This is a genomic window from Bowmanella yangjiangensis (assembly GCF_017255015.1).
Classification (GTDB): Bacteria; Pseudomonadota; Gammaproteobacteria; order Enterobacterales; family Alteromonadaceae; genus Bowmanella; species Bowmanella yangjiangensis.
Genome location: NZ_JAFKCS010000017.1, coordinates 22,038 through 45,120, shown reverse-complemented (window position 1 = coordinate 45,120; position 23,083 = coordinate 22,038). Strand labels below are relative to the sequence as shown.

The following is a 23,083-nucleotide window of genomic DNA, read 5'->3' as shown; positions in this document are numbered from 1 at the left end:
AGACAATAAAAAAATGCCGGCGACTTGCCGGCATTTTTGTTTTTAACAGTGTGTTCGCGTTAGCGAGCAGTCCAGCCACCGTCTAATACCAGTGTTTGACCACAAATGTTTTTGGCCGCATCAGACAGCAGAAACGCGGCGCTGCCAGCCAGTTCATCAATGCCAATAAAGGCCTTCTTCGGCATAGGCTCGAGCATGATTTTGTTTACCACCTCTTCTTCACTCATGGCATTTTCCCTGGCCTGTGCAGCGATTTGCTGTTCAACCAGCGGGGTTTTTACATAAGAAGGGCACAAGGTATTAATGGTGATGTTCTGCTCACCCAGTTCCAGCGCCATGGTTTTGGCAAAGCCTAGCAAACCGTGTTTTGCGGCCACGTAAGCGGATTTGTAGGGAGATGCCACCAATGAGTGAATAGAGCCGACGTTAATAATGCGACCAAAATTACGCGCTCGCATACCGGGTAAAAACGTTTGGGTTAGCAGTGCCGGGCCAACCAGCATCACGTTGATAAGCTGTTGCCACTTGGCTGGGGGAAAGTCCTCAAGGCGTGATACATGTTGTATTCCGGCATTGTTGATTAATACATCCACTTCAAGGGGGGCAAGGCGCTCGGGTAGGCTGGCAATTTGTGCTGCATCGGCCACATCCAGCGCAATTGCCCTGGCATTGATCCCCTCTGCGCTCAGTTGCTGGCAAGCGCGCTCAGCGGCGTCTAACTGAATATCCGCGATAACTAATTGGTGCCCCAGTGTGCCGAGATGTTGAGCGATACCCAAACCTATACCACTGGCGCCGCCGGTAATGAAAATTGTACGCTGCATTAGTTTACTCCCGCCAATGCGTTAATCATGTGTTCCACGGCCTGAATCTGCGGACCTTGCTTGGTGGCATATTTGTCGTTGGTATAACCCCACCAATCCCAGCAAGCTTGTGGATTCAGAGGCATCAGGGTGGACTGCTTGGTTTGCGGATAAAGCACCACAGTATTGTGTTTGTCGGCCCATTGGTTGATACCGGTGAGACGGGCATAGTCGTTGCCTACGGCTTCAATATTCTGATTGCAGCCATGAAAGCTCACATGCACCTGACAGGACTGGCCTGCGGCACAATTAGCCGGTATGTATAAAAATGCCTGGTCGGCCATACCGGAGGCATGCTCTCCACCGAGTTTTTGTTGGTCAATACTGATGAGATCGCCGGGTTTGTCCACGCTATGTTCACTGGCATCCGGGCTGATAAAACTCAGCATGTCGCTGGCGGCATCAAAACCACAGTTGCCAATAAAAGGTGACTTAGAGGTACCGCATTCGCTGCCTTGCTCCTTGGTAGGGAACAAGTGGGCAAATGGCTTGTCGCTAAGATACCTAACCTGCGCTTCACCAACCCAGCCTTGATATTGCTCAGCCAGTGCATCGGCCACAGGCTGAATGATCTTTTCATCCAGGGTGCCGCGCAGCAGCCACACTTTGTCGCCTTTTAGTCCCTCGGCCGGGTCAACCAAGGCTTCGCTGCGCCAGCCATCCAGGGTGGCTTGAATGTCCTCAAGCGGGATTGCCCCTTCCTGTTTGTTCACGCATTGATTCAGCGCAGTCAGAATGCTGTTACGGGCGCAATAGTAAGGACCGGCAGCAATAACCCCGACACCGCTGACCCAGTTGCTGTGGGCCAGGTGAAACTGGCTGGCCATATAGCCGCCACTGGATAGACCGGACAAGGTAATCTGCTGGATGTCCAGATTAAGTTTAGGTACCTCTGCGTATGCCAAAGAGCTGGTCAGTGCAGATAAAGCCAGGGTACGAATCAGTGATGTCTTCATGATTAATCCTGCATAAGAAAACGTTGGATTTGGTCGGCCACCTGGCTGATGTTGGCTACGCCATCCAGATGGCCCATAGGGCCGACAATTGGTACAAGCGTGGAATTTTTACCTGCCGCAAGCAGCGCTTGATGGGGCTGCTCGGCTAAGTAGGGCATTAGCAGCAAGTCATGGCTGGCCGGAATAAACAGGGTTTTGGCTTTTACCTGTTGCATGGCCTCGGCCAGCGGTTTGTCCTGACCGGCCAAAAACAGCTGACTGGCACGTATCAAGTAGAGCACATGGTTGGCGTCGGTAACTTTGGCCCTGGCTGCTGCCATATTGCGTAGCCAGTTCACCACCTGATGGGATTGGTGAATATCAGCCAAAGGGGCTTCTTCCAGGCTTTGGTGCTGTGGGTTGCTGCTATTGATAAAATCCGGATACAACGCTTGCTGGGTAAGTAGCATCAGCCCCGTGGTTAAGCCTGCCAGTGGTGCCTCGCCTTGATAATAGTTACCCTGATTCCAGTTAGGATCCAACTTAATGGGTAGACCCCATTGTTCAAGCGCCGCCACTGTCCAGGCATCGGACTGCCCGGCGCCTATGACAGAAATCATACGGGGTATCCAATCCGGATAGGTGGTTGCCCACTCCAGCGCCTGCATTGAGCCCATAGAGGGGCCTGCAACGGCATACAGCTTGGTGATGCCCATGGACTCAAGCAGAGCTTTTTGCACATTGACAAAATCACGGATAGTGACCACAGGGAAGGCAAGACCCCATGGCTTACCTGTATCCGGATTGATGGTAGCAGGGCCTGTGGTGATCACATTGGGGTCATGGGCGTTGAAGTTAACTAAGGTGTCGACACTCAGCACAAAGAACTTGTTGGTATCTATGGCCTTGCCCGGGCCGATAATGGCTTCCCAGTAGCCTGGGGTTGCATCATCAGGCTGATATTTTCCGGCCGCATGGGAGCTACCGGAAAAAAAGTGAGTAATCAAAATCACATTAGATTTGTCAGCATTGAGCGAGCCATAGCTTTCATAGCCGACTTGCAACTGCTTGATGGTTTTGCCACCAAAAGTAGTAAATTCAGGGAGTTCAAAGCGCTGCTTTTGGGTTAGCAGCTCTGAAGCAAAGCACTGGGTATGAAGCAGCAGCATAAGTGCAATCCACCATTTTCCTTGGGTTAAACGCATGTTGATTTTCACTCCTAGAACCAGTTAAACAGGGCAACGGCCATGGCCAGTCCGATCAGCGGTACCACAACCGTCAATGCGCCCACTGACCAGTAAGCCCGTTGATGGGTTTCATGACAGATAGCACGAATGGTGGTGACCACATAACCGTTGTGCGGCAGGGAATCCAGCGCCCCTGATGAAATAGACACAATGCGGTGCAGTTGCTCGGGATCCACACCTTGATCCATATAGTGAGGACCGATTAAGGGCAGGGCGATGGCCTGGCCGCCTGAAGCAGAGCCGGTTAAACCTGCCACTACGCTGACCGCCACTGCGGCACCGATTAATTCATTGCCGGGCAGACTGGTCATGACTTCCACTGCCGATTGAAAAGCGGCGGTGGACTTGGCAATAGTGCCAAAGCCCACCACGGCGGCGGTATTGCCAATGGCCACTAAGGCGCCTGTGGTACCCATGCCAATGGCGGCGTTGAGGTTATGGAAGTGTTTGTAGTTAATCACCATCAGGGTCAGTACCCCGCCGCCCAGAGCTACAATCAGTGCCATCTGTTGCAGGCTTTCATGCAAGGTAAAGGACAAGATCAGCACCACCAAGAGCGGAAACAGGCCTGTCAATGGGTGCGGGTAGTCACGTTCGGCAATCACCGGGTCTTCAGGTTTGGCGTCAAAGGCCTCGCCGTTGGCAACGGCTTTGCCAATCATGCGCTTTAGCCACCAGTAGCCGAAACTTGCCATAAAGATGGCCACCACTAAGCTGACTTCCCAAGCCGCAAAAGGTGAGGTACCCAGGTACTTTATGGGGATCCAGTTTTGGATTTCGGGGGAGCCGGCCGAGGTCATGGTAAAGGTCACTGAGCCGAACGCCAGAGCCGCTGGAATAAAGCGTCGGGGCAGATTGGCGTCTTTAAACAAACTCAGCGCCATAGGGTAGACCGAAAAGGCCACCACAAACACACTGACACCGCCGTAGGTTAAGATGGCACAGGCCAAAACTACGGCGGCAACGGCGTGTTGCATACCTAGTTTATCTATAATCCAGCGGGCTACCGCATCGGCTGCACCAGTGTCTTCCATAAATTTGCCGAACAAAGAGCCGAGCAAAAACATAAAAAACCACGAGGCAATGAAACCGGAGAAACCATTCATATAAGTGACGACAAAGTTCCCGTCACCAATAAACACCGGTAAACCACTGGTCAGCGCGACTATCAGGGCGCAAAGCGGCGCGGCAATAAACAGGTTCATTCCGCGAATGGTCAGAATTATCAGCAGTACCAGACCACCGACCAGACCTATTAAACTCAACATAAGCTGTCCTTTATTCGTATACCTGTTATCTGTCAGGTTCGTTAACCTTGGAGCAGCGGGAACACAGTCCTTACTCCGGTGACCTTTGTTAACTAAATACAGGACACAAGGATTGTGAGCCAGGAGGCGGGCAGCGCCCATAGTACTATGGTACAGAATACCTTTTCGCCACTTTGTTCTAGAGTACCCATGACCTTGTTAACAAATGCAACAAAAAACCAACAACCAGATTGCAAGCATGGGAAGATAAAGCATATGAAACTCTCAAATAGAACATCCTGCGCCCTGGCCGTAGCGGCCGCATTAGCCAGTTTACCTGCTGTAGCCCAGGAGGCGGAGAAAGCTGCCAAAGGGTTGGAGCGTATCGAAGTTACCGCCCGTAAGACGGTGGAAAACATTCAGGAAGTACCGGTTGCTGTTACGTCAATTGGTGCGATGGAATTAACCGAAAAGGGTATTTCTGTGCTGACGGAGGTTCAGCAGTTTTCTCCTAACACCACATTACAGACCAGTCGGGGAACAAACTCTACACTGACGGCCTTTATTCGTGGTGTTGGGCAGCAAGACCCGCTTTGGGGTTATGAGCCTGGAGTGGGTATTTATATTGATGATGTCTATATGGCGCGCCCTCAAGGGGCGGTGCTGGACCTGCTTGATGTACAGCGTATTGAGGTATTGCGGGGTCCTCAGGGGACCTTGTACGGCAAAAATACCGTCGGTGGTGCGGTTAAATACGTTACGAAGGAGATGTCAGGCGGAACTGAGTTTAATGCCGAAGCAACGGTGGGCAGTTTTAGTCAGCGTGATATTAAGCTGACCGGGCAGATCCCGTTGATTGAGGATAAATTGTTTCTCGGTTTTGGCTATGGTGACTTAAACCGAGACGGTTTTGGTGCTTTCCTGGTTGCCCCGAATGGCGAAGATAAGGAAAACTACAATAAAGATATCAAAGCCGCCCGGGTTACCTTGGAGTTCCATCCCAGTGATGATTGGTTTATGCGCTTAAACTGGGATAAAACCACCGATGACTCCAACGCCAAAGGCGGTTATCGCTTAGTGCCCAGTTTACTCACTGACGCGCCTATTCCAGATAACAAGTATGACTCCTACACCAGCCTACCAACCTGGAATAAGGTGGAGTTGGAGGGCATTAGCCTGATGGTGAATTGGGATGTCAACGATGACTTATCTCTTAAGTACATTGGTGCCTCTAGAAAGAGCGATTCACCCACCAATATCGACTTTGATAATACAGGCATTAATCTATTTGATGTACCGGCTGTGTATGACGATGAAAACACCAGTCATGAATTACAGGCCAATTATCAGGGTGAAGGCTTCAGTTTAGTCGGCGGTTTATATGCCTATGACAGCGAGTCCTGTGGTGTATTTGATGCCATTTTAGGGGGGCTTGGTGTCACCTTGGAAACGGCGGGTTGTAACAACAGTGAGGCCTATGCCGCTTATGCGCAAAGCAGTATTGATATATCAGAAAAACTCTCGCTGACGGTCGGAGCGCGTTACACCAAAGAAGAGAAAGAGGCCAGCGTATACTACGGTTTCCTGCCGGGAGTAGCTTATCCCAATAGCGACTGGGTTGAGGGTTATACAAGAGCACCTGGAACTGGGGTGCCAATGAGTCTGGGTGTGGATAGCGATGGTGACGGCGTGCTAGATGCACCTAAAACGGCCAGTTGGAATCGCTTTACCCCCCGCATTGGTGTTGAGTATCAGATGGATCGTGACACCATGTTCTACGCCAGCTATTCGCAAGGCTTTAAATCCGGCACATTCAATCCTCGAGCAAGTACAAACGAGCGAGCGGCAGATCCGGAAGTGGCTGACTCCGTTGAGTTCGGTATGAAGAAAGATTGGAATCAACAGTGGCGTACCAATGTCACGTTGTTCTGGCTGAACCATAAAGACAGGCAATATATTGTAGTGGAAGCGGATCCTAATGATCCCACCATATTGGGTCAGAACCTGGGTAATGCCGCTAAGTCAAAAGTGAAGGGGCTCGAAGCTGAAATGACTTATGTGGCTACTGATAACCTCAGCTTTGATTTGGCGCTGGGCTATATGGATGCCGAGCTGGAGCAGGATGAAAGTATAGGCACGCCGCTAGTGGGTCTTTCAAATACGCCTGATTACACAATATCTTTGGCGGCTAAATATGCCCTGGACACCGACTTTGGCCCTGTTGTGTTTAACGGTGGTTACTATTATCGCGATGATTACATCTTGTTTGAAGATAATCCTATTCTTAAGCAGGATGGCTACGGTATGGTGAATTTGAGCGTTAGTTGGGAGAGTGTGGAAGGAAACTGGTATGCCGGACTGCATGCTAAAAACCTGACCGATGAGGAGTATATGGTAGGTGGATATTCCTTCGTGGGCGGCATTAATCCAGATGGCAGTTATCTGCCAGGATTTGGTGGCGATACCACCCTGGCTGCGTACTACGGTGACCCAAGAACTATTAGCCTGACAGTAGGTTATCGTTTCTAATCGACAGGAAATTAACAGGGGCGGATTTTCCGCCCCTTCTTGATCTGATTGCCAACCTGAAAGATAGTTAGGGTCACCGGAGCCAAGTATTACCATTATGACCAGTCAAGCCAGAGCCATTATTGCCGACGATCACCCTTTGTTTCGCAGCGCCATGAAGCAAGCCATTCAGGCCGCCCTGGGTGGTGAGATTCTGGAAGCGGCGAATCTGGACGAAACCTTATCTACCCTGGCTGCACATGCCTCAATAGAATTAGTATTTCTGGATCTGAATATGCCAGGTAATCAGGGCTTAACCGGTTTAACCAGCTTGCGCAACGCTTACCCCGGGGTACAGGTTTTAATTGTCTCAGCAGAGGAAGACCCGGATATTGTCCGTCGAGCGCTGGACTTTGGCGCCAGTGGCTATTTACCCAAATCGGCGCCGCTGGAATGCATCGCCCAGGCAGTGGCAGCGGTACTTGACGGCGAACAATGGTTGCCGGATGGCATGCAAATTGAGCAAAATAGTGGCCCGGCCACCGCTGAGCGCGACTTTGCCGATAAGCTTAACCAGTTAACCCCGCATCAGTTTAAAGTGCTGAAAATGGTGGCGGATGGGCTGTTAAACAAACAGATTGCCTGGGAATTGCAGGTCCAGGAAACCACTATTAAACAGCATGTATCGGCTATTTTGCGAAAGCTCGAAGTGATTAACCGTACGCAGGCGGGCGTATTGTTTAAGCAATTTATGCAGCCTGATGGGCGTTAAAGTATCTGCTTAATCAGACGTTTAAGCGCCCCGGCTTTAACCGGCTTATGTAAAAAGCTGAACCCCGCCTCAATGGCTTGCGAGCGAATAATTTCATCATGGTTGGCCGAGTTTAAGATAGTGGGGATTTTGCGTCGCCACTGATGATACAACTGCTGGGCCAAATCTGTTCCTATGGCACCATGATCCAAATGATAATCCATGAGTAATAAGTCTGGCGCATTCGGCATTTGCTGCAGTGCCTGGCTACCGTTAGATGCGGTGGTGACCTGTGCGCCCCACTGCTCAAATAGCTGGCTCATGGCGGTAAGAACTTGCTTTTCATTATCCACTAACAGCACCGATTTGCCGCTTAACCATTGAACGTTGTCAGTGACCTCGGCTATCGGTGTTATCTGCTTGCGATGGGCCGCGATAGCCTGCTCAATTTCCACCGCAAAACAACTCCCTTTACCCAAGACTGAGTTTAGGATCAGGTTGTGGCCAAGTAGTTTGCTAATGCGTTCCACTATGGTCAGTCCAAGGCCTAAGCCTTGTTTGTTGCTTTTCTGCAACTGGTGGAATTCGTTAAAAATTTCCTGCTGCTGGGCTTTGGCAATACCCGGCCCGGTATCCCATACCTGTAACAACAGTTTACCTTGACGTCGCCTGACACCAACCACAACCTTGCCTTGCTCTGTATAGCGGACGGCGTTGGACACCAGGTTTTGAATAATGCGGCGTAGCAGCTTTTTATCTGAGCTGACAAACAGACGGGTGGGCTGATAGTGCAGGTCGAGCTGTTTTTGCCCAGCAATCAGGCTGAATTCCGCCATTAGCGGGTCCAGGATCTCACTTAAGGCAAATGACTGGCGGTTTACTTTTAAGATACCGGAGTCCAGTCTGGTCATATCCAGTAGCATCGACAGCAGCTCTTCTGCGTTATTTAAAGATTGCTGCAGGCCACTGGCTAATTCTTCCAAGGGCGTTGCGCGGCTTTGCTGCGCAATCATACCGGCAAACAGAGTGGCGGCATTAAAAGGTTGCATCAGGTCGTGTCCGGCCGCAGCCAGAAATTTGGTTTTACTGTCATTGGCGCGGTCGGCCGCCAGCTTGGCTTGCTGTAACTGTTCGGTACGTTCGGCAACTCTCAGCTCAAGACTTTGCTTGGCGTCTTCTAATGCCCGCTGGGTTTGCACGTGCTCGGTAATATCCGCATAAGTGGTAACAAAACCACCGCCTGGCATGGGATTACCCTGTAATTCAATAACCCGGCCATCGGGCTGACTGCGCAGGTACTTATAGCTGCTACCCTGACGAATATGGTTCAGGCGCTTGACTACCTCAGTATCGATATCGGAAATATCGCCCAACATGCCGCGCCTGGCGTTAAAACGCAGCAGATCTTCCAGTGGCAGGCCCGCGCGAATGAACCCCTCTGGGTAGTTAAACATGCTGATATAGCGGCTGTTCCAGGCCAGCAGCTTGAGGTGACGGTCAACTACACTGATGCCTTGTTCAATATGCTCCACGGAGGACTGCAACAATTCATGGTTAAACTGATAGTTCTGGCTGGCTTCTTCCACCAGACCAACCAACTCTTCAAGTGGCACGCTGTGTTGCTCGGTTAAGGCCGAGAGCAAGATTCGCGCCCCGGCGTTACCCACCTGAGCGGCCAATTCACGTTCAACACGGCGAATCAACTGGCCGCTGGCATAGGCCTGCTGATCGCTGTCCATGATGCTGTTTTGCAGGCGGGTTTGTTGTTTCTCGGAGAGGATCTTCTGGCTCACCGCGAGCAAGGTACTGATTCTGATGGTCGGCACAGATTGCTGAGTGGCGCGCTCTGCACTGGGCTGCTTGAAGCGCCCGCGCAGCAGGTTCATAAGCACAAATACCACCAGATTGATGCTCAAACTGAATATCACACCCTGGCTCATGGCGTGATCGCTGGGCACGGATTCAAAATAGTAGCTGGCCTTGATACTGGGCCACAGCAGCCAAACTACCCAGCCGCTGCAGCCAGCAAGAATACCGGCGACTGCCGCCAGGCGGCTGCTGCGCTGCCAATACAGGGCAAATAACATAGCTGGTGCTAGTTGCGCTAGCAGTGCCATGGCAATGATGCCGCTGTTGACCAATGGCGCGGCCTGACTCAGATACTGAGAATACAAATATGACAGGCCAATCACCAAAATAACCGTCAGACGGCGGATGCCGAGCAGCACGGATGGGCGCAAGACTTGTTGCTGATCGGCGCGAAAATGCAGCTTCAGCCACAGCGGGGTGATTAGGTTATTCGCCATCATCACCCCCATAGCCAGGGTGGCCACAATGATCATACTGGATGCCGCGGATAAGCCGCCAATAAAGGCCACCAGGGCAGACCAACTGCTGTCGGCCAGCATGGGTAGTGCCAGCACATAAGTATCGGCGTTGGTATCGGGCAACAGCAGCTTGCCGGCCAGGGCAATAGGCAAGACAAACAAATTAATGGCGAGCAGATACAAAGGGAAAAGCCAGCGGGAGCGTTTGAGTTCCAGCTCACCGTTATTCTCGATGTAGTTAACATGAAACTGACGAGGCAGACAGAACATCGACAAAAAACCCAGCAGCATATGACAAATATAAACCAAAGGGGCACTGTCTTGTCCGGTCAGAATCTGCCGGGTTTGCGGGTTGAGCTGTACTTGTCCCAGCAAATCCAATACCCCGTCAAACATCTGGTAACAGACAAACAAACCGACCAGCACCAATGCCAGCATTTTAACTAAAGATTCAAAGGCAATGGTCAGCATCAGACCAGGGTGTTTTTCGGTCAGACTCAAACTACGGGTACCGAACAGGATGGCAAAAATCGCCATTAACAAGGCCACATAAAAGCTGATGCCGCCAGGCCACTGGGTTTGATCGGTGGCCAGCAGGCTGACACTGGTGGTAACGGCGTCAAGCTGCAGGGCAGTGTAGGGGACTACACCAATAAAGCAGATAAGGGTGACAAAAGCGGCAACAAAGTGAGAATGCTTGTACTGGCTGCCAATAAAGTCTGCCAGCGAGCTGATGTTATGCTGCTGACACCAGCGAATAATGCGCACTAATAAGGGGTAGCCCAGAGCAAAGGCCACCACGCTGCCTACATAAGTCGGCGTAAAGGCCCAGCCATACGTGGCCGATTGTGCGGTGGTGCCAAAAAAGGCCCAGGATGTGCAGTGTACGCCAAGCGCCAGACTGTAGATGAGTGGCCGCTGTTTGTGACTGGCTGCGCCATGAAAACGATCGCCCCAAAACCCTACCGCAAACAGCAAGGATAAATAAACTATCGCTAACAGGGTTAGAAGCCATATGCTGAACATAATGCAACAATATGAAAAATAAAGGCTTTGTTACTATACGACGGGCCGCTGGCGATTACTACTGGGGAATAGCACAGACTGTATTCTCACAGGAGGCATGCTGTTAGTTCTGGTTGAATTATGTTCACTTTCATGATTGGCGTAAAAATTGCGTAGTTAAGGCCAAGTTGATTCGCTTGTGAGCCAAGGGGCGATAATTAATATGGCGAAAAGATCAAATACCGCATTTGGATGTTTGCTGTTAGGCCTAAGTCTAATGGCTGGCTGCGCCAGTCAGACCACCAGTCTACCCGTTGAATCAACGCGTCAATTGGGTAATCTGCATGCTCAGGTTGAGCGTCTAGCCCGACAATTATTTGACACATCGGGTCGGATTAACCCTGATGCACCTTTGGCGGTTGGCACAATCCTGCCCTCGCATCTGCAAAACGGCAAAAGTTTGCCGGAATTCCAGGCGTTGGGAGTGCAGATCCAGGAAAGCCTGGTGACATTTGCTACCCAGGCAGGACTCAATGTCGTCGAATTTAAAGCCTTACCTGCGGTGCATATCACTGCAGGGCAGGACGTCATGTTGTCACGGGATGTCGAGGCCTTAAGTTCAGAAGTCAATTTGCAATACCTATTGACCGGTACCTACTCAGAGCAGGAGCAAAGTTTGCTGGTAAACCTGCGATTGATTGAGTTGCCATCAAAACGCCTGCTCGCCGCTGCTACTGATTACCTGCCTAAAGATGTTGCCTGGGCGCAAGGTAAGGTAACCAGTCGTAATCAAATGCTTTACCGGGGTGAGTACTAGTGGGGAATAGCATGAAGAATATTTGTTTAGCTGCGGCATGTATTGCTGTAATGGCAGGCTGCTCTGCAAGCCCTGACCAGACTCAAGCGGATGCACAAATCTCAGCCGCTCACCAGGCCAGTTTGGGGTTCGGAGAGCAGTATAAGCACCAGTTTTTAACGCAACAGGTGGGCAACAAAGCAGAACGCGTATCACCGCAATTGCATAATATCAACCACTATGTCCGCGGTATCATGCAGGAACTGGTGAATAACCTTCAGTACGTTACCTCCAGCACACCCATGGCGGTGAGTAGTTTCGTATTTGTTGATGGGGCATTTGATCAAGCGAGTTTGTTAGGCAATCAAATTGCTGAGAGTTTTATTCACGAGATACACCAGTTCGGCATTCCTGTGATCGATATCAAGACAAGCGACTTTATTCGCATCACGGAACAAGGTGACTTTGTACTCACCCGGGACTATCTGGAAGTCTCAGCGACCCAGCCCATTGAGTATGTGGTCACTGGAACACTGGCCAAACATCAAGGTGGCTACTTGGTAAATGCTCGGGTTGTGGGAATGAAGTCCAAAGCGGTGGTTGGTTCTGCGCAGGGTTTCCTGCCCGCAGAGATTGCCAACGCACTGCTTAATAGTGGCAAGCCAGCCGAAGGCGTGAAGTTGATTAAAGGCTAGCCTCAAAGAGAATTGAGTTTATTTGACCAGGAGTGTCAGTATGCAGATCCAGTCTGGGTTAAGTCTGATGGACTACCTCAATGATCCTGCCAAGTCTCAACAGGCGTTGGACAGGGCGGTGCAATACCAACAACAGAATGTAGCGGGTGAGCTCACCGAGTTGGATGCCGGTATTGGGCAAATGAGCGATAGCCAGATAGATGAAACACTGAAGAAAATCGAAGAGGGTCAGTCATCCGTCAGCCTGAAAAGCCTGGATAACATGATCGCCTTTTATATGAAGCCGGTGGCTGGGCAACTGCAAGATTTGGCTGAGCGCTTTGGCATAAAAGAACAGACTCAGATTAAACATATCGATGGACGTTGGCAGGTTGAAGGGGCGGATGCAGACGATGCTGCTCCTGAGCTCCAACGTTTGCAGCAATACCTCGATGCCGACCAAGGGTTACAAAAGCGCATGGATCAACTGAACCGGCTATCGGAGTTTTATGAGTGGGGTCTCACTCGCGACAACGCGGCGCAGTTGAAAGAGGCGAAAGTGGCAGATGATGATGTTGTCGCTTACTTAAAGCAAGGCCGTTCCCACTTGATGGGAATGGATAGTTTTACCCTGTCAACATCTGAGCTTCAGTTAAACAGCCGGGGCGAAGCGCAGCATCTCTACGACGCCGCCAAGAAATTATTTGGCATAGCTGAACCCAAGTCATAAGCCTTGCCTAGGCAAGGCTTCACTTATCAGAGCAATTCTTCTCCGGAAAACTCACCAACCTCACAAACATATTGGCGAGGCTTAAGCTTTTCGCACAAATGCTCAGCATCCGGTACATTGCTGAAAGGTCCAACATTGAGGTTGTAAAGCGTCTGGCGAGGATGCTCCGCTTTTAGTAACTTGGCTGACAAACCCGTCAATATTTTGCCGTCTCGTTGCTGGATGAGATACCAACCAAACTTTGCACTTTGTGGTTTTAAAAAAGCGGCAATGCGAAGTCCATATACAGTGCCTGCTGTTGTTGATTGATTGGTTTCGTTGGTGGAGGAAAAGTCACTTATTGACGCGTTGGACAACTTTATAGGTTCATTTTTTACTTGGCTCTCCTGCATCGGCGCAGGTGCCATCAGCACTTCCTCCTGCTGGTCACCGCGATAAATTGGGGGAGACTCTTGTAGATCTGATGCGCGGTTAACTTCGGCAATCAATACCGCCAGGTCTGCCTCTAAGTCGTTTAAACGCTGAATGCCCGCTTTCGCTTCGCGCCATTCCTGCACATATTGGCGTACTTCATCGCTGCTGATGGCTTCATCGGGCAGGCTTAGTGACTCAGTGCTGTATGTGATGCCATTGTCTAGGGTGCTACATGCAGACACGGTCAGAATCAGTAAAGGCAGCATGGATAAACTCAGTGCACTTATGCTTGAGTTGGAAGGTGTTCTGGCGCGCATTGACATTTTAATGTTCTCGAAACCTATTTGTAGAAAAAGTTTGCATGTTCTGTGCCATATGATAATGCCTTACCTTAGTAGCTGAAAGGCTGGCGCGTAAATTGCATTTTAAAGTCTACAAAGGTTGTTTTTCTGACTTATGAAGATTGCTTCCCCCAACTCGTTGGTGTTGAAGGGATTCAATTGAGGATAGGTGGCATTTTTTTGCCGCAGTCGAAGAACAATAGGCAATAACATGACAAGTCAATTTTTATCCTAGGTGGAAAGGGGGCAAAGGTGAGAGCTTATCTGTTTAGTGGTGCTGTATTGTTGGCAGGGTGTCAGTTGACCGATGTACAGCAATCCAGCATAGAGGCAGAGTCGGCCTTTCAACCAGGGGTGTTTACCCCGGTCAGTCAGAATACGCATCCTGCCACTATTCAGGATCATATTCGTATGTTGATGAACCAAATGGCGCTAACCATGCAGGAAGTGCATGACAATACGGCGGTAGTGGTGGCAGATTTTGTCTATGTTGATGGTGCCTACGACAAATCGGGTTTGCTTGGACAACAAGTTGCGCAGAGTTTTATGAATGAACTGCATCAATTTGGTATCAAGGTGTTGGATCATAAGACCATGGATTATATCAGGGTGACAGAAAGCGGTGATCTGGTGTTGAGTCGTGACTATACCGAGCTGCGCCCTGACATCCAAGCCAGCTTGGTTCTAACTGGTACACTGACCAAACATCGGCTCGGTGTGATGGTGCAGGCCCGATTGGTTGACCTCAAATCAAAAGAACTCAAAGGCTCAGCACAGACTTTGCTTCCTTCAGAACAGGTCAATGCATTGATTGCCTCTCATTCACGTCAGGATATGCCTGCATCTGGCAGGTAAAGGGGGGGATATGAAAGTTATCGGTTTGATTTGTGCCTTATTATTATCTGCATCACCGGCATTCAGCGATGCACCCACCTCAACGTCTCACGGGAATTGGGCAACAGACGGACAGCGTTTTGTTCCATTGCATCATCACAAACGCTTGGCTAGCTATGTTGAACAAATGGTAATGCGCCTGAATATTGATGAGCAGGGTCTCAGCAAAAAGAACATCGCCGTAGCCTCTTTTGTGGATTTTGATTCAACCCTGACTAAAACCAGTATGCTTGGTAATCAACTGGCTGAAAATTTTATGCAAGAGTTGCGAAAGCAAGGTTTCACTGTCTCAGAAAGTAAAAGCACGGGCAGTATCAAAGTAACTGTTAGTGGGGATATTGCCTATTCACGTCAAGCCCAGGAAGTGCAAAAAGTACAATCATGTTGTGTACTAACCGGTACTATCATTTATAGTCCTGCGGGCATTGAGGTGAATGCCCGCTTGTTTGATCTTCGCAATAACGAGGTTCTGGCCAGTGCTGACGGCTTGATTCCATATTTTGTCGTCAGCCACCTGGGACAGATGAATTAATCTAGTTGCTTAAATCTGTTAGCGGCGCGTTATTGTAATCACTGACCATGCAACCGATACCCACAGCTTTAAGCGAATTACAGTGTTCCGTTGCATGCTGTTCTGTGACAAATGCACCGGCTTTCAGTCGAAAGTAATCCGTACTTTTTACCTTAATCTTTTGATAATTAGCCGGAAGATCTGCCAACAACTGCGGATACTTGGTAGTCAGCTCCCGCCAAAGACTATTTAAACGGGCAGGAGATGTGACTGCTGTCAATTGTAAAGCAAATCTCGGCTGCATCTCATTTTCATTTTGAAACTTACTTTGTGTCGAGGTAGCCGTTGTTTCAGCAAGATTTTGATTACTTGCAATTGGTGCTACTGTTGCAACTTGCTCTGTTTGTGGCTCTTGATGTGGGGTAGATGACTGGCTTGACATCTGATCCAATTGACCAATCAATAGTCCAAGTTCCTCTTCCACCACCACTAGGCGTTGTAGCCCTTCACGCATGGATTGCCATTCTTCCACCACAGCATCATATTTTTTCTGTTTCTCTTTTAGTATGGCGAGTTCTGCGGCCATATTAGCTTGTTCATTCCCCTGGCTGTTGGGGGGAGTGGCTGACTGGCAGGCACATAAACCTAAGGTGCCAATCAAAATGCTTAATGCTGTAACGCGTTGCCGGCTTTTCATCTTCCTGCTCCGGTATTTAGTAGGCAAAGTTATGATATTCCACTTTGCAGGGAATATTTTGTTGCGCTAGTTGCTGACAATATTGTGCGGTCTCATTGGCCGCGTCACGGTCGCCTTCAAAATAGGCCAGACCCAAAACGTACTGTTTGCTGTCTTTGGATTTGATATAAAATGGCTGCGTTGAAGTAACCGCTGGAACACGCTTTTTTAATAGCTGGTAATACAGTTTGAGTAGTGCAGGTGAATGGAACTGTCCGGCTGTTGCAACATAACCGCTGGCTGACTCGAGAGGTGCCAGCACAAAATCAGCACCTGTGATAAGGTCACCCCGGTTGGACAGATTCACCCGCTTGCCTTTGCCGACCCGGAGCTGTTGACGATTCGCCATGTCCGGATCAATTTCCAGACGATACTTGCCGGGCAGCAGATTGGTAAATAAATAATAACCGTCGTATTCGCTACGTGTACTGGCAACGATATTGTCGTTTAAGTCCCGAAGATTCAGTTTTACTCTGGGGGCAGACTCCTGAGAGCCATCGGCATTGGCAAAGTAAACCGAGCCATCTAATTCGCCAGACTTTGCTACCGGAATATCTACTTGCTGAATAAAACCGGGGCGAGCAGGTACGGAGACCCCCTCTGTGGTAGTGATATAGAATTCCTTGAAGCTGTTTTCATCTACCACAATATCTGTTTGACGATTATTCGGCAGGGCGGTCAACATGGCCACGCCCTGCTCGTTCGTTCTTGCTGAACGAAAGGACTGGGTAGCCTTCACTTTTACTCCTTCGATAAGGGGTTCTGACTCATCATATTGGTTGTCCATATCCAGATCTTCAAATACCCGCACTGACACGCCTGCCGCTCCACCTAGGGTGCGGTTGCTTGCGAAAAGGTTACCTGAACTTGGGTCATAGCCGACGCTGAACCTGGCTGTCATACCCAAGGTCCAATTGTCATTACTGTTGTAACTGGCATTGGCGCTGAGTGTAAACTCTTCATGTCGCCAGTTTAGCCGAGCGTAGAGCTGGTCTAGATCGTTTTCGATATCACGTGAATATTGTAGTTCTGCATTTAAGTCATAGGCCCATCTATAGAGTAAATTGGCGCCGTATGAAGCTAATGCCGTATCCGGTTGAACATTGTAGTCGGCGTAAAAACGAGTGTAGAAACGTCCAAAATTGTTCCGATAAAACAGTGAGCCGCCAGCAGTTTTATTCGACTGGCCATTGTTTATTAAACTTTCAGCATCCGTGTGTTGCCAATAAAAACTATGTGAAACTGACCCATAGGCACTGTTCAGCCCAATGGCATTTTGCCACAGCCGGGTTTGCTGACCTTGTGCATCCTCTTGCAGTGACAAGTTATTCTGGTAGCTAATGGGTAACGAGGTTCTGCTGAACAACGTACCTGAATGCGTAAGGTTGTATCTGTAGTCGACATCTGTGCTTTGATGGCCGGTGACGGCATCTGTGACTAAGTTTTCGTTTCTAATGTAGCTAAGATCCAGGTTGCTGTTTAGCCAACCCGTTCTGAAAAAAGCAGAAAGACGCTTTGAGCCATCATCATTTCGATGGACGAGGGTATTAAGTAAGCCCAAATCCCAAAGCTGAACGTTTGTTCTGAGGGTTAAATCTGTTTGATTTTCACCTGCTTTGGGAACGAAGTGGCTGGTACCTAGGCCAACGGAGAGCCAATCAGTCAAACCATAGTCAAAAACGGCGCTGGTGAGTAAGCCCAGTTGATCGTCTGCCAATTCCGGATCATTAACACCAAATACCGTGCGGTTCGCATCTACCATTGACAATTGATAACGTCCCTGGCCTGCTGCAACGCTGTTTGAATCAACGACAATGGACTCGGTTTTACGCTCAATCTGGCCTTGCGGGCCATAGAATACCAATTCAAAGTTGTTGCTACCAAAACTTAGTTCGACATCATTGAATTCATATCGGCCATTTTCAATGTTTAGTTGAGAATCTAGTAATACGCCGTTTCTATAAAGTTCAACATCCCAGCCGGCTTGCACATCGCCAGTTAAATTGACTTGTTGGTTGTCTCCCAACTGGCCTTCATTCAGGTTGTTTACGGAAAATCCGCGGCTTTGAGCCTGGGTTACTTGTCCACCTGGATTAACCGGCGTTACATCACCAAGCGCGAAGTATGAGGCACTTAGAGCACCGAGCAGATCTTGTTCAGCAGAAGATTTAGAAAGCGTTAATCTGGCCTGCTGTAATAGATCGCCTTTCAATCCAGACAGATAGAACTGGCTGTTGAGATAAGCAAAATCCTGGCTTGAGAGAACGGAATAGCTCCCAGAGCGATGTTGGTCATTGGCCGTCGCTGATATTTGCGCATCCAACAGTGGCGTAGAAAAAAGTTGGTATCCTGAATCGTTTAAAGGAAGTACGGACTTGGCTTCGGTTCCTGGTTCGACACTGCCTCGTGATAATCTGGCAAGTCGTTGTTCAACGGGGAATGGGGTATTGGAATGAATCACCAGCTTCAACTGGCTTTCAAACATCTCATAGTTAAAGTTAAGAATTTGAGCCAAACTGGCAAGTTCCACATAAACATCATCGGGTTCAACGGAAAATGACTGGCTATCGAGAACAAAGGCCTGTTGCCCTAGGGTTATCTGTAAATACTCAAGGGCAGGTTGCTGCATGGAGAAAGGAATATCTTGCCGATATACCCATCCACTGGCTTGCATAGTAGTAAGATCGAAATCAACGGCAAAGTCAGCGAGTCTGAAAAAGTCGGCCAGACCAACTTTTACACCCTGTTCTGAGGCAATGGAAATCACCTCTGTGACGGGCTTGTCTTTAAGCCACAAGGATAAGATTAGTTCTTCACCTGGTTGAAAACGTCGAACCACCTGTGTGGCAGATTCGCTAGTGGCGGGGCGCTTCATGTGGCCAGAGGGGGTGCGATACTTCTTGGCGATCCGTTGAAGTAGTTCTTGAACAGAAGTGTTGGCCCCCGCAGCTGCAAATGCTGGCTCAGAGCATATCGGCAGACAAAGCAGCAGGGTAGCGGAGCACAAGACGCCCGACAGCTTGTTATTTTTATCGAACCACACGATTCGCTTTTACCCTGATGTTGTTATTGGTTAGTGGGTAAGGGCTTAATAGCTGCCTTATTAATTCTTATACTTTGATCTATAAAGACTTTACCGTCAAACTCTCTGACACCTTTGTATTCGACTCGAAGCTGGCCATTAGCCGAAACAAAACGCTCAGCCATCCATGTCGGCTGGACAATAAACTTGTCATTGTCGGGCCAGGCATTGGCTTCATTGGATTTCGCGACAGGGACTTCGGTGCCGCCATCAGGCTTCCAATAAACCGTCCAGTTTCCTAATACTGAGTTACGTCCACTCCGTGCTATCTGCAAAACTACAGCCCCGACTTGTGAGGCGGAGTCATAATAGAGTTCGGCTTGGTCAATGTTCAATTGGTATTCTAGTTGCCCTTGCCTGACGGTAACTGGAATTGCAAAACTTACTAACATGTTTATTTGCATGCTGGTGGCGTTATCTTTACTTTCATCCTTTGGTGGGGGAAGCGCCTTAAAATTCAGATGCGAGCGATATTCGCCTTCTGCTAGCTGGGCAGGTCTTCTTAACATGAGTTTGATCATTTGCCGTTCACCCGGCTTCAAGGTCACCTGACGTGGAGAAAATCTGACCATACTGCTCGCAATAGACAGGCCCGATTGCTCAGCGTCTGCTACATCAATATAGCCGCCTGCTGGATTAGCGACTTTTTCTAGCCACTCAAGTCTATAGGTGTTTACTGTCTTGCTTGTGTTGGTCAGGCTGATTTGTGCGGCCCTGGTTGATTCGTCAAAGCTCACTCGTGTCGGATAGATTAGCAGGTTGGCAAACACCAAAGATGACCAGAAAGAGGTCAGTATCAGCAAACACAGTTTAAGGCCTTTAGAATTCGTCATTAGTGTCCTCAAAAGCATTGTTAGTAAGATATCTCTATATCCAACATTATTTGATAATCCGCGGGGCCAAGATAAGGCTGGCCATTTCCCGACGTTGTTAGTGTTCCGCCTATAGTAAACTGCGCATCGCCGTTTATATCAGCTTTAACTGTAGGTGGTATATCCAACGCCGTAATTACAAACTGTGCTGAGCCAGGTATTGTCACCGAAGAATAAGCAGGTAATGAAGGGGTCAGTGAAAACGAAGTAAAAGGGGGCAGTTCGGTTAGCGTGTAGGTACCTGGCGTGCCTTTCTCTATCACTAACAAACGACCGGTATAAGACTGGTTGCCGTTTCTTGCCAACGTTGTACTGCTGACCTGACTGTTATCTGAAATTGCAAGCCGACCAAAAGTGAATGGTGTATCAATTAACAGATCAGCATTTGCTAAAGCGCATATCAGGCAACTTGCCAATCCTACCCATTTGAACATAAAAAACCGGCCTGAAACCCTAGCAGATAATTGCATATGGTAATCAGACCGGTCTGATGGATCAATAAGTTACTGAAACATCAAAGCTACCGTTATAAGCAGCATTTTCATAAGTGGCCGTAGTCAAAGCGTATGCGGTAGGATCGGTAATCAGCGTTGCACCAACAGTGAAGGTGGCAGCTCCTGTACCGTCAACTGAAATGGTACCTGCACCGGCAGTCAGGGAGATGGCGCCTGGAGTACCGGAAGACTTATAAGCAGTGAAGTCGATCAATTGGAAACCTGGTGAGCCAGCTGGCGCTGTAGTGGTCAGGTTAACCGCTGTACTGGGTACATTTACATTCAGCGTTGCAAAAGCGGCAACACCAGTGATGTCAAACTGCGGGCGAGTGGGGGTACCGCCAACAGATTGAACTTCTGAATCACCAGCGCCTGTCACACAAGGTGCACCAACGCCAGGGGCATAGGCAGAGATTGCAGAAGCTGGGTTTGCCGGCATAACAATACCGGAACACTCATCTACCGTTGAATCTGGTGTGGCGCGAACTGTGCCGAAGTCAAGTGTGCCGGTCAAAGCGAAACCAATGGTGTTGTCGACAGATACAGTGGCTGGAACTGATACAGTTTCAGCTTGCACTGCACCAACAGCAGACAACAGCATTGCTGCGCTAAGGCCTTTTGCAATTTTAGAAAGTTTACTCATTTTCGTGATTCCTAAAGGTTATCTGATAATTATCACACCCATAGAATGATTTGGATTCCGGGATGCAGGATATCTATCGGCCTGTTTTAAAAAACGTTTAACTTTTTATTCATAAAAACAATCTGTTGGGGATAAAAAGTGTTTATCACCTAATCTATCCCTGAAATTGCAGTCACTACGGCAAATTAACATACTTCCTTACCCAGAAAATATACAGGTTTGTTACTTATATCAACATTTTTTGTTACGTCTTAAATCGGCATTTTCAACTACATTTTTTTGGTTATTTGTATTGTAAACAAAGAGATAGCTATTGACCTTGGCACTTGGTAGTGTGTGGTTCAAGAGGCGCGTTAGTTATATCATTATTGGTGTATTTCTTGGGGTGCTCGTAAAGTGAACAATTGGTAATAGGAGATAATCTGTTTAAAAATAAGAGACTCGAATATATTTACATGGCGGATTTATACTTTTAAAAGTATGTGATTTAATAAGTTTCCAATCTGCACATTGAGCCCTTATCTGACGTGACTTACAAGAGATGTTGTCACATAAAAATAGCTCAAAAATGAATAATGTTCTGCAGTATTCTCGTGCATTAGTTCGGAAAGTTTAAAAAAATCATGTAAGGAAAGACAATGCTTAGTACCCGAGTCGGAATTATTTTTGTTTGCCTGGCGTTGAGCGCTTGTGGTCTTAGTGTGCAGCAGTCGGTAGATGGCGCACCGCAAAAAAATCATTTAGCTGGCCAATGGCAGCTAACTGAATTAGCTGGGCAGCCCGTTCAAACTGAAAAAGCCCCATACTTGGACTTTAGCGAAGAAGGTAAAGTGAGTGGTTTCGCTGGTTGTAACCGTTTCTTTGGACAGGTTGAAGTGGAAGGGTTATCTATTCATTTTGGTAAACTAGGGGCAACCATGATGGCCTGTCCAAACATGCAGCTTGAAAGCCAGTTTATGCAAATGCTGGAAAGGGCTGACAATTACACTATGGGTAGCAATGACAGCCTGAGTCTGAATAAGGCCAGAATGGCACCTCTGGCCCGTTTTGAGCGGGTAAAAGCGGATTAAGCGCGTTTTGCCAGAATCGCTTTGGCTACTTTGGACTGATTTTCCCGCCCCAATGCCTGCATAATGGCATGGCCGGCATCAACCAGCGCATCGAGGTTGATGCCGGTATCTATGCCCATACCATGCAGCATATACACCACATCTTCACTGGCTACATTGCCTGATGCGCCTTTGGCATAAGGGCAACCGCCTAATCCTGCTACCGAGCTATCTATCACAGCGATCCCCTGTTGCAGGGCCATCAGAATATTGGCTAGCGCCTGACCATAGGTGTCGTGAAAGTGTACCGCCAATTTTTCAGCGGGCAGATGATTTAGTAATAGCTTGAGCAGGGCAGCGGTTTTAGCCGGCGTACCTACACCAATAGTGTCGCCTAAAGACACTTCATAGCAGCCCATGTCCAGCAATTTCTGTGACACTGCCAGTACACTTTGTGGGGAGATATCACCTTCATAAGGGCAGCCAAGCACGCAGGATACATAGCCGCGTACTCGGATCCCCTTTAGTTTCGCCGCCGCCATAATAGGCGCAAAGCGGGCCAGGCTTTCTTCTATACTGCAGTTGATATTCTTCTGGCTAAAGCTTTCTGAGGCAGCAGCAAATATCGCCACTTCGTCGGCACCCGCTGCGAGCGCTGCTTCAAAGCCTTGCATATTGGGGGTTAGCGCCGAATAAACCACACCGGGTTTACGCGAAATGCTGCTGAAGACCGCGCCGCTGTCTGCCATTTGCGGTACCCACTTAGGCGACACAAAACTGCCGGTTTCAATCATGCCGAGGCCCGCACTGGCCAGGTTTTGTACTAAGGCTATTTTATCTTCAAGGGCAATGCTGGCAGATTCGTTTTGCAAGCCGTCTCTTGGCCCCACATCGACAATTCTGACTTTGCTTGGATACTGGATGTTGTTCACTTGGTTTCTCTTTTAGGGCGCCAGCTTCTAAG

The 23,083-nt window shown here is 48.9% G+C and carries 20 protein-coding genes; 8 read left to right on the top strand and 12 right to left on the bottom strand.

Annotation, left to right across the window (positions count from 1 at the left end; all coding sequences use genetic code 11):
• Positions 1-59: 59 nt before the first annotated feature.
• The 4 genes from J0A65_RS15750 to J0A65_RS15735 are packed head-to-tail and all read right to left on the bottom strand — an operon-like array spanning position 60 to position 4,313.
• A complete protein-coding gene (locus J0A65_RS15750; protein ID WP_206595281.1) occupies positions 60-824 on the bottom strand; it encodes a 3-hydroxybutyrate dehydrogenase in 765 nt (254 codons plus the stop codon).
• Positions 824-1,819 carry an extracellular catalytic domain type 2 short-chain-length polyhydroxyalkanoate depolymerase gene (locus J0A65_RS15745; RefSeq protein WP_206595280.1) on the bottom strand — a complete coding sequence of 332 codons (996 nt, stop codon included), beginning with the start codon at positions 1,817-1,819 and terminating at the stop codon, positions 824-826. The genes J0A65_RS15750 and J0A65_RS15745 overlap by 1 nt, the downstream gene beginning before the upstream one ends.
• A gap of 2 nt (positions 1,820-1,821) precedes the next feature.
• Positions 1,822-2,967: an E22 family MetX-like putative esterase gene (locus J0A65_RS15740; protein ID WP_232850001.1), complete on the bottom strand. Its 1,146-nt coding sequence runs from the start codon at positions 2,965-2,967 to the stop codon at positions 1,822-1,824.
• A 50-nt stretch (positions 2,968-3,017) separates the two neighbouring features.
• Entirely contained in the window at positions 3,018-4,313 is a 1,296-nt protein-coding gene (locus tag J0A65_RS15735; protein ID WP_206595278.1) for a GntP family permease, read from the bottom strand.
• A 255-nt stretch (positions 4,314-4,568) separates the two neighbouring features.
• Between J0A65_RS15735 and J0A65_RS15730 the strand changes: the two genes are divergently transcribed.
• Positions 4,569-6,821 carry a TonB-dependent receptor gene (locus J0A65_RS15730; RefSeq protein ID WP_206595277.1) on the top strand — a complete coding sequence of 751 codons (2,253 nt, stop codon included), beginning with the start codon at positions 4,569-4,571 and terminating at the stop codon, positions 6,819-6,821.
• Positions 6,822-6,918: 97 nt separating this feature from the next.
• Entirely contained in the window at positions 6,919-7,572 is a 654-nt protein-coding gene (locus tag J0A65_RS15725) for a response regulator transcription factor (RefSeq protein ID WP_206595276.1), read from the top strand.
• On the opposite strand, the gene J0A65_RS15720 is transcribed toward J0A65_RS15725, so the two are convergent.
• A complete protein-coding gene (locus J0A65_RS15720) occupies positions 7,569-10,904 on the bottom strand; it encodes a PAS domain-containing hybrid sensor histidine kinase/response regulator (RefSeq protein WP_206595275.1) in 3,336 nt (1,111 codons plus the stop codon). The genes J0A65_RS15725 and J0A65_RS15720 overlap by 4 nt on opposite strands.
• Positions 10,905-11,106: 202 nt before the next feature.
• Here J0A65_RS15720 and J0A65_RS15715 point away from each other — a divergent pair, with 202 nt between their 5' ends.
• The 3 genes from J0A65_RS15715 to J0A65_RS15705 are packed head-to-tail and all read left to right on the top strand — an operon-like array spanning position 11,107 to position 13,083.
• Positions 11,107-11,700: a FlgO family outer membrane protein gene (locus J0A65_RS15715; protein ID WP_232849996.1), complete on the top strand. Its 594-nt coding sequence runs from the start codon at positions 11,107-11,109 to the stop codon at positions 11,698-11,700.
• Positions 11,701-11,711: 11 nt separating this feature from the next.
• A complete protein-coding gene (locus tag J0A65_RS15710) occupies positions 11,712-12,374 on the top strand; it encodes a FlgO family outer membrane protein (protein ID WP_206595274.1) in 663 nt (220 codons plus the stop codon).
• 40 nt (positions 12,375-12,414) lie between these two features.
• Complete coding sequence (locus J0A65_RS15705) at positions 12,415-13,083, top strand: hypothetical protein (RefSeq protein WP_206595273.1); 669 nt, start codon at positions 12,415-12,417, stop codon at positions 13,081-13,083.
• Between the two features lie 26 nt (positions 13,084-13,109).
• Here the strand turns inward: J0A65_RS15705 and J0A65_RS15700 are convergent, their stop codons facing one another.
• Positions 13,110-13,763, bottom strand: coding sequence for an SPOR domain-containing protein (locus J0A65_RS15700; RefSeq protein WP_206595272.1), 654 nt, complete (start codon positions 13,761-13,763; stop codon positions 13,110-13,112).
• Between the two features lie 327 nt (positions 13,764-14,090).
• On the opposite strand from J0A65_RS15700, the gene J0A65_RS15695 reads away from it, so the two are divergent.
• Together J0A65_RS15695 and J0A65_RS15690 are read left to right on the top strand one after the other, a co-directional pair.
• Positions 14,091-14,693 carry a FlgO family outer membrane protein gene (locus tag J0A65_RS15695; RefSeq protein ID WP_206595271.1) on the top strand — a complete coding sequence of 201 codons (603 nt, stop codon included), beginning with the start codon at positions 14,091-14,093 and terminating at the stop codon, positions 14,691-14,693.
• Between the two features lie 10 nt (positions 14,694-14,703).
• A complete protein-coding gene (locus J0A65_RS15690; protein WP_206595270.1) occupies positions 14,704-15,264 on the top strand; it encodes a FlgO family outer membrane protein in 561 nt (186 codons plus the stop codon).
• 1 nt (position 15,265) lies between these two features.
• On the opposite strand, the gene J0A65_RS15685 is transcribed toward J0A65_RS15690, so the two are convergent.
• The 5 genes from J0A65_RS15685 to J0A65_RS15665 all read right to left on the bottom strand — a co-directional run bounded on the left by J0A65_RS15685 (position 15,266) and on the right by J0A65_RS15665 (position 21,070).
• Entirely contained in the window at positions 15,266-15,940 is a 675-nt protein-coding gene (locus J0A65_RS15685; RefSeq protein ID WP_206595269.1) for an SPOR domain-containing protein, read from the bottom strand.
• 16 nt (positions 15,941-15,956) lie between these two features.
• On the bottom strand, positions 15,957-18,854 hold the full coding sequence (locus tag J0A65_RS15680) for a hypothetical protein (RefSeq protein WP_206595268.1): 2,898 nt from the start codon (positions 18,852-18,854) through the stop codon (positions 15,957-15,959).
• 191 nt (positions 18,855-19,045) lie between these two features.
• Complete coding sequence (locus J0A65_RS15675; RefSeq protein ID WP_206595267.1) at positions 19,046-19,894, bottom strand: fimbrial biogenesis chaperone; 849 nt, start codon at positions 19,892-19,894, stop codon at positions 19,046-19,048.
• 20 nt (positions 19,895-19,914) lie between these two features.
• Positions 19,915-20,367: a DUF4402 domain-containing protein gene (locus J0A65_RS15670; protein ID WP_206595266.1), complete on the bottom strand. Its 453-nt coding sequence runs from the start codon at positions 20,365-20,367 to the stop codon at positions 19,915-19,917.
• A 61-nt stretch (positions 20,368-20,428) separates the two neighbouring features.
• Entirely contained in the window at positions 20,429-21,070 is a 642-nt protein-coding gene (locus tag J0A65_RS15665) for a hypothetical protein (RefSeq protein ID WP_206595265.1), read from the bottom strand.
• Between the two features lie 638 nt (positions 21,071-21,708).
• On the opposite strand from J0A65_RS15665, the gene J0A65_RS15660 reads away from it, so the two are divergent.
• The gene (locus J0A65_RS15660; RefSeq protein ID WP_206595264.1) at positions 21,709-22,140 is read left to right on the top strand and encodes an META domain-containing protein; all 432 of its coding nucleotides are present in this window, start codon (positions 21,709-21,711) and stop codon (positions 22,138-22,140) included.
• On the opposite strand, the gene J0A65_RS15655 is transcribed toward J0A65_RS15660, so the two are convergent.
• Positions 22,137-23,051, bottom strand: a complete 915-nt coding sequence (locus J0A65_RS15655) for a hydroxymethylglutaryl-CoA lyase (RefSeq protein WP_332874351.1) — start codon at positions 23,049-23,051, stop codon at positions 22,137-22,139. The genes J0A65_RS15660 and J0A65_RS15655 overlap by 4 nt on opposite strands.
• Positions 23,052-23,083: the final 32 nt, after the last annotated feature.

Bases quoted from the DNA above. Each gene is read 5' to 3' on its own strand.
- J0A65_RS15690 (WP_206595270.1), top strand. From the start codon at position 14,704: ATGAAAGTTATCGGTTTGATTTGTGCCTTATTATTATCTGCATCACCG.
- J0A65_RS15685 (WP_206595269.1), bottom strand. From the start codon at position 15,940: ATGAAAAGCCGGCAACGCGTTACAGCATTAAGCATTTTGATTGGCACC.
- J0A65_RS15750 (WP_206595281.1), bottom strand. From the start codon at position 824: ATGCAGCGTACAATTTTCATTACCGGCGGCGCCAGTGGTATAGGTTTG.
- J0A65_RS15670 (WP_206595266.1), bottom strand. From the start codon at position 20,367: ATGTTCAAATGGGTAGGATTGGCAAGTTGCCTGATATGCGCTTTAGCA.
- J0A65_RS15680 (WP_206595268.1), bottom strand. From the start codon at position 18,854: ATGAAGCGCCCCGCCACTAGCGAATCTGCCACACAGGTGGTTCGACGT.
- J0A65_RS15700 (WP_206595272.1), bottom strand. From the start codon at position 13,763: ATGCTGCCTTTACTGATTCTGACCGTGTCTGCATGTAGCACCCTAGAC.
- J0A65_RS15660 (WP_206595264.1), top strand. From the start codon at position 21,709: ATGCTTAGTACCCGAGTCGGAATTATTTTTGTTTGCCTGGCGTTGAGC.
- J0A65_RS15745 (WP_206595280.1), bottom strand. From the start codon at position 1,819: ATGAAGACATCACTGATTCGTACCCTGGCTTTATCTGCACTGACCAGC.
- J0A65_RS15740 (WP_232850001.1), bottom strand. From the start codon at position 2,967: ATGCTGCTGCTTCATACCCAGTGCTTTGCTTCAGAGCTGCTAACCCAA.
- J0A65_RS15715 (WP_232849996.1), top strand. From the start codon at position 11,107: ATGGCGAAAAGATCAAATACCGCATTTGGATGTTTGCTGTTAGGCCTA.
- J0A65_RS15720 (WP_206595275.1), bottom strand. From the start codon at position 10,904: ATGTTCAGCATATGGCTTCTAACCCTGTTAGCGATAGTTTATTTATCC.
- J0A65_RS15665 (WP_206595265.1), bottom strand. From the start codon at position 21,070: ATGAGTAAACTTTCTAAAATTGCAAAAGGCCTTAGCGCAGCAATGCTG.
- J0A65_RS15705 (WP_206595273.1), top strand. From the start codon at position 12,415: ATGCAGATCCAGTCTGGGTTAAGTCTGATGGACTACCTCAATGATCCT.
- J0A65_RS15725 (WP_206595276.1), top strand. From the start codon at position 6,919: ATGACCAGTCAAGCCAGAGCCATTATTGCCGACGATCACCCTTTGTTT.
- J0A65_RS15710 (WP_206595274.1), top strand. From the start codon at position 11,712: ATGAAGAATATTTGTTTAGCTGCGGCATGTATTGCTGTAATGGCAGGC.
- J0A65_RS15730 (WP_206595277.1), top strand. From the start codon at position 4,569: ATGAAACTCTCAAATAGAACATCCTGCGCCCTGGCCGTAGCGGCCGCA.
- J0A65_RS15735 (WP_206595278.1), bottom strand. From the start codon at position 4,313: ATGTTGAGTTTAATAGGTCTGGTCGGTGGTCTGGTACTGCTGATAATT.
- J0A65_RS15675 (WP_206595267.1), bottom strand. From the start codon at position 19,894: ATGACGAATTCTAAAGGCCTTAAACTGTGTTTGCTGATACTGACCTCT.